This window comes from Psychrobacter sp. TB55-MNA-CIBAN-0194 (genome assembly GCF_040309505.1).
GTDB lineage: Bacteria > Pseudomonadota > Gammaproteobacteria > Pseudomonadales > Moraxellaceae > Psychrobacter > Psychrobacter fozii.
This window is the reverse complement of sequence record NZ_JBEOOW010000704.1, coordinates 1-241: the sequence shown is the minus strand read 5'-3', so window position 1 is coordinate 241 and position 241 is coordinate 1. Positions and strand designations below refer to the sequence as shown.

The 241-nt window shown below is 48.1% G+C and carries 1 pseudogene; it reads left to right on the top strand.

Annotated features, from left to right (window positions below):
• Positions 1 to 241 (top strand): annotated as a pseudogene (locus tag AAEY75_RS16805) (molecular chaperone HtpG); the annotation flags it as partial.

Here is a 241-nt window from a genome sequence, read left to right as displayed (position 1 = left end):
CAAGAATCGCGTGATGTGAAGTCTATCCGTGATGGTAATGCGCGCCGTATTTTGACCTTGCTAGCTAGCCTTGCTAATAGCGAAGACAGTGATAAGCAAGAGAAGTTCGCGCAGTTCTACGCTGAGTTTGGTGATGTCATCAAAGAAGGACTGGGCGAAGATATGGGCAATCAGGAACGCATTGCCAAATTGCTACGTTATGCGACCAGCACCCAAGATAGTGTGACCACCAGCTTTGAAG